The organism is Polaromonas sp. P3_C2, from assembly GCF_056402675.1.
Genome location: NZ_JBFUGX010000283.1, coordinates 1 through 5368, shown reverse-complemented (window position 1 = coordinate 5368; position 5368 = coordinate 1). Strand labels below are relative to the sequence as shown.

The 5368-nt window shown below is 63.9% G+C and carries 4 protein-coding genes; all 4 read right to left on the bottom strand.

All coding sequences use genetic code 11. The annotated features are described in order from the left end of the window. The coding region (locus tag AC1DWI_RS12955; protein ID WP_477724972.1) for a class 1 fructose-bisphosphatase at positions 1–742 on the bottom strand (742 nt) is incomplete at its 3' end. Positions 743–802: 60 nt separating this feature from the next. Next, positions 803–1660: a tetratricopeptide repeat protein gene (locus tag AC1DWI_RS12950; RefSeq protein WP_477668090.1), complete on the bottom strand. Its 858-nt coding sequence runs from the start codon at positions 1658–1660 to the stop codon at positions 803–805. Positions 1661–1678: 18 nt separating this feature from the next. Then, positions 1679–4402, bottom strand: a complete 2724-nt coding sequence (gene pepN / locus AC1DWI_RS12945) for an aminopeptidase N (RefSeq protein ID WP_477668089.1) — start codon at positions 4400–4402, stop codon at positions 1679–1681. 68 nt (positions 4403–4470) lie between these two features. After that, positions 4471–5368: peptide chain release factor 2 (prfB, locus tag AC1DWI_RS12940; RefSeq protein ID WP_477724971.1), on the bottom strand; the 898-nt coding region annotated here is incomplete at its 5' end.

Here is a 5368-nt window from a genome sequence, read left to right as displayed (position 1 = left end):
CCATGGCGGCGATCCAGCGCATGTTGAAGTCCTTGCCGCGCGGACCGTCCTTGCCGGCCAGCAACTCGTCCACGTAGCGCTTGACCGGGGCGTCCCAGTGGCGCATGTTGCTCATGTTGATGGCGAACTCTTTGGTGTCTTCAGGGATCTGCACGTTTTCCTCGATCAGCACAAAGGAGCCTTGCTCACGGTCCAGCGTGAACATGGCGACGCCGTCGCCCACCGTCAGCACCAGCGTGGTCTGCGGGCCGTAGATGCAGTAACCCGCCGCCACCTGTTTGTGGCCGGCCTGAAGGAAGTCGCCTTCATCCACAGCGCGGTCGCCCTCGGGCATTTTCAGCACGCTGAAGATGGTGCCAATGCTGACGTTGATGTCGATGTTGCTGGAGCCGTCGAGCGGGTCGAACAGCAGCAGATATTCACCTTGGGGGTAGCGATTCGGCACCACGTAAATGCCTTCCATTTCCTCGCTGGCCATGCCGGCCAGGTGGCCGCCCCATTCATTGGCCTCAATCAGCACTTCGTTGGCAATGATGTCCAGCTTCTTCTGGATCTCACCCTGCACGTTCTCGCTTTCGGCGCTGCCCATGCCGCTGCCGAGTGCACCCTTGTTGACGGCCTGGCTGATGCTCTTGCAGGCGCGGGCGACCACTTCCAGCAGCAGGCGAAGCTGCGAGGGAATGTGACCGTCGATGCGCTGCTGCTCGATCAGGTAGCGGGTCAGGGAGATTTTTTGGGACATAGGGGGCTCCGTTCGATTGAGGGATAGTTCGTTTGGGCAGCGTATGGCTGGGCGGGGCGCTTAGCCGGGCTCGCCTTGCTGTTCGCGTTCTTCAAATTCGGCGAGCGTGGCCAGGGCGTCGTCCAGCAGGTCCTCGTCGTCCTTCGCGCGGGCAATGTCCACACGTTGCTGGAAGAGGGCACGCGCTTCGGTGGGCTGGTCCGTTTCGTGCGCGAGCACGCCGAGCTGGAACAAGGTGTCCAGCAAGATATCGGTGTCCTGCAAGGCCTGGCCCAGCGCCAGGCGCTGTTGCAGCCAGGCCTGCGCTTGGGCATGTTCGCCCAACTCGTAGGCATTTTGCGCCAGGTTGTTGATGAGGCCAGAGAGGCGCTTGTCCGTTCCGGAGCCGAAGGCGCTTTGTGCATCGGCCAGCAGTTGCTGGTTGTGCGCCAGTGCCTCGGCGAAGCGGCCGGCCTCGTGCAGGGCGTAGCCTGTCTCTTCGCGAATACCCAGCTTCTGGTCGGTGTTCAGGATGGCGCCTTCGTGCGCGGCCCAGTGGACCGACTGCTGAAGGTGCTCGACGGCGGTGTTGTACTCCTCGGCTTCCAGGGCCGACTCGCCGATGGCGTAATGCTGTTCGTAGCGCTCGGTGGGCGTGAGGCTGCCTTTGGCAGCGCGGATGGCCAGGGCGCGCAGGCCCAGGGGCAGGCCCTCGGCATCCAGCTGGCGTTTGCGGAACACCACGAACTGCAACCACAGCAAGTCAGCCAGCTCGGCGGAGTCGGCGCCCAGGGCCTCGGCCAGGGGCTCCAGTGCGGCCAGGTCGGCTGACATGCGTGAACCGCTGAACATGCCGCTGGCGTCGTACACCGTGTCGCGCAGCGGGTTGAACTTCTTCGCAAACCGCTGTGCGGGGGTGTTGAATGTGAAGAATGCCATGGCGGGTGCCGTCCGCGTTCAGTCAGCCAGTGCGCGAGAGACGACTTCGTGTGTGTCTTTGCTCAAATCAGTCTTGGCCGCTACGCGTGCAATCGCCTCACGCGCCGCGCTGCGGTAGGGCTCGGCCAGCTTGCTCCAGCGGTCCAGCGCGCGCGCCAGGCGGGCTGCCACCTGCGGGTTGATGGCGTCGAGCTCCATCACGCGGTCGCTCCAGAACACATAACCCGCGGCGTCCGCGCGGTGGAAGGCGGCCGGGTTGCCCTGGCAGTAGGTGCTGACCACGCTGCGCGCGCGATTGGGGTTGCGCAGGCTGAAGTCGGAATGCTTCATGAGTTGTTTGACCGCCGGCAGGATGTTGCCGCCGCGATCCGGCGCGCCGGCCTGCAGGCCAAACCATTTGTCGATGACCAGGGCTTCGTCCTTGAACATGGCGTGGAATAGCGGCAACGCCTCGGCCGCCAGTGCGTGGCCGCTGGAGACCAGGGCCGCCAGCGCGTTGAAGCGGTCGGTCATGTTGCCGGCGTCCTTGAAGCGCTGCAGGGTCTTGCCCGGCCAGAGGGTATCGCCAGAAGCCTGCGCTGCCAGGCACAGGTGCGTGAGCGCCATACCCGCGAGCGCGCGGCGGCCCGAGGAGGCCGGGTCTGGCGTGTAGGCGCCGGTGTCGTGGTTGGCCTCGTACACGGCTTGCCAGTCGGCTGCCAGTGCCGTGGCCAGCTGCAGGCGCATGGCTTCGCGCACTGCATGAATGCGCTGCGGGTCCACCACGTCAAGCTGCTCGGCCAGGTAGGTCTCAGACGGCAGCGTCAGCACCAGTTCCTTGAAGGCCGAGTCCAGCGCGGGGTGGCGCAGCACCTGGCGCATCGCATCAAGATAAGCATCATCGAGCACTGCAGCCGTTACGGGGTCTGCGCCACCAGCTATGGATTTGATAGCGCGGTTGACGGCCAGGCGTTGCCCGGCCTCCCAGCGGTTGAAAGGGTCGCTGTCATGCGCCAGCAGGTGCAGCAGCTGGGCGTCGGTGTAGTCAAACTCCAGCACCACCGGGGCGGTGAAGCCGCGCAGGATGGAGGGCACCGGCTCGGCATCGATGTTGACGAAGGTCAGCGTTTCGCTGGCCTGCGTCAGCACTACGGTACGGGTGCGGGCAGGTGCCTGGCTCTCACCGGCCAGCTGCAGCGGCAAGTCCTGGCCATCTGCGCCCAGCAGGCCCAGGCCGACCGGTATGACAAACGGCTCCTTCACGGCTTGCCCTGCCGTGGGCATGCAGCTTTGCGACAAGGTCAGGGTGTAGGTGCGCGCCGCCGCGTCATAAGCACCCTGCGCGTGCACACGCGGCGTGCCGGCCTGGCTGTACCAGCGCTTGAACTGCGGCAGCAGGCGCGCCAGGTCCGACATCGGGTTGGCGTCGGCAATCGCCTGCGCAAAGTCGTCGCAGGTTACGGCGTGGCCGTCGTGCCGTTCAAAGTAAAGCGTCATGCCGCGGGCAAAGCCATCGCGGCCCACCAGCGTCTGCATCATGCGCACGACTTCGGCGCCCTTTTCATAAATCGTGACGGTGTAGAAGTTGCTGATCTCGACGTAGCTGTCGGGCCGCACCGGGTGGGCCATGGGGCCGGCGTCTTCGGGGAACTGGGCGGTGCGCAGCACACGCACGTCCTCAATGCGCTTGACGGCGCGGGCCGAGGCTTCGCCGCACAGGTCTTGTGAAAACTCCTGGTCGCGGAAGACCGTCAAGCCTTCCTTCAGGCTGAGCTGGAACCAGTCGCGGCAGGTCACGCGGTTGCCGGTCCAGTTGTGGAAGTACTCGTGGCCGACCACGCTTTCGATGTTGGAGAAATCAACATCGGTGGCGGTGGCCTGGTTGGCCAGCACGTACTTGGTGTTGAAGATGTTCAGGCCCTTGTTTTCCATCGCACCCATGTTGAAGTCGCTGGTGGCGACGATCATGAAGCGTTCCAGGTCCAGCGGCAGGCCGAAGCGGGCCTCGTCCCAGGCGACCGAATGCATCAGCGAAGTCATGGCGTGCTCGGTTTTGTCCAGGTCACCGGGGCGCACATAGACCTGTAGCACGTGTTCCTTGCCTGCGCGGGAGGTGATGCGCTGCTCGCGGGCCACCAGCTGGCCGGCTACCAGGGCAAAGAGGTAGCTCGGCTTTTTGTGCGGGTCTACCCACTTGGCGAAATGCCGCGCGCCGTTGGGGCCGGGCTCCAGCGGGCCCTGGCTGACCAGGTTGCCGTTGGACAGCAGCACCGGGTACTGCGCCTTGTCGGCGCGCAGGGTCACGGTGTAGCTGGCCATCACGTCGGGGCGGTCCAGGAAGTAGGTGATACGCCTGAAACCCTCAGCCTCACACTGCGTGAAGAAGGAGTTGTTGCTGACGTACAGGCCCATCAGCTTGGTGTTTTTGGCGGGGCAGGTGGTGGTGAAGATTTCCAGCTCGAAGGGCTCGGTGCCCTCTGGCAGGTTTTCCAGCACCAGCTGGTTGCCTTCCATCTTGAATGAGGTGCCCTGGCCGTTGACCAGAACACGGGAGAGATTGAGCTCTTCGCCGTCCAGCTTCAGGGCTTGTGCCGGTACGTCCGGGTTGCGGCGCAGGCTCATTTTGTTGAGCACGCGCGTTTTCTGCGGGTCCAGGTCAAAGCACAGATCGACCGTGTCGATCCAGTAGGCGGGCGCGACGTAGTCGGCGCGGTTGATGACCACCGCGGCGCCGGGGCTCGCTCCGTCAAGCATATGCAGCATGGTTAATTCCTGAAAATCAAAATTTCACAACTTCCGGAGCGCGTCGAAAGTCACACGCTCACACGCCCTCACACACCTTGTTTGAGTGAGGCTTCAATAAACACGTCCAGGTCGCCGTCCAGCACTTTCTGCGTGGCCGAGACTTCCACATTGGTGCGCAGGTCCTTGATGCGGCTGTTGTCCAGCACATAGCTGCGGATCTGGTGGCCCCAGCCCACGTCGGTTTTTGTGTCTTCGAGTTTTTGCTGGGCTTCCTGCTGCTTGCGCAATTCGAAGTCATACAGGCGCGAGCGCAGGCGTTTCCAGGCGACGTCGCGGTTGCTGTGCTGGCTTCGSCCKTCCTGGCAYTSCRCSACRATRCCGGTCGGGATGTGCGTSAKGCGCACGGCCGARTCSGTCTTGTTGATGTGCTGGCCGCCGGCGCCGCTGGCGCGGWAGGTGTCGGTGCGCACGTCCGACGGGTTGATCTCGATTTCAATCGAGTCATCGATCTCGGGGTAGACAAACACCGAAGCGAACGAGGTGTGGCGCCCGCCGGAGGAGTCAAACGGCGACTTGCGCACCAGGCGGTGCACGCCGGTTTCCGTGCGCAGCAGGCCGAAAGCGTACTCGCCCTCGATCTTGATGGTCGCACCCTTGATACCTGCCGTGTCGCCCGGGGATTCGTCTTCGACGGTGGTCTTGAAACCCTTGCGCTCGGCGTACTTGAGGTACTGGCGCAGCAGCATGCTGGCCCAGTCGCAGGCTTCGGTGCCGCCGGCGCCGGCCTGGATGTCCAGGAAGCAGGGCAGGGGGTCGGCCGGGTTGTTGAACATCCGGCGGAATTCCATCTTTTCGACTTCCGTAGCCACCTTGGCGGCTTCTGCTTCAATCGTCTGCATGCCGGCGTCATCGCCTTCGGCCTTGGACATCTCGAAGAGTTCGGTGTTGTCGGCCAGCTCGGAGCTCAGGCGGTCGATCACATGG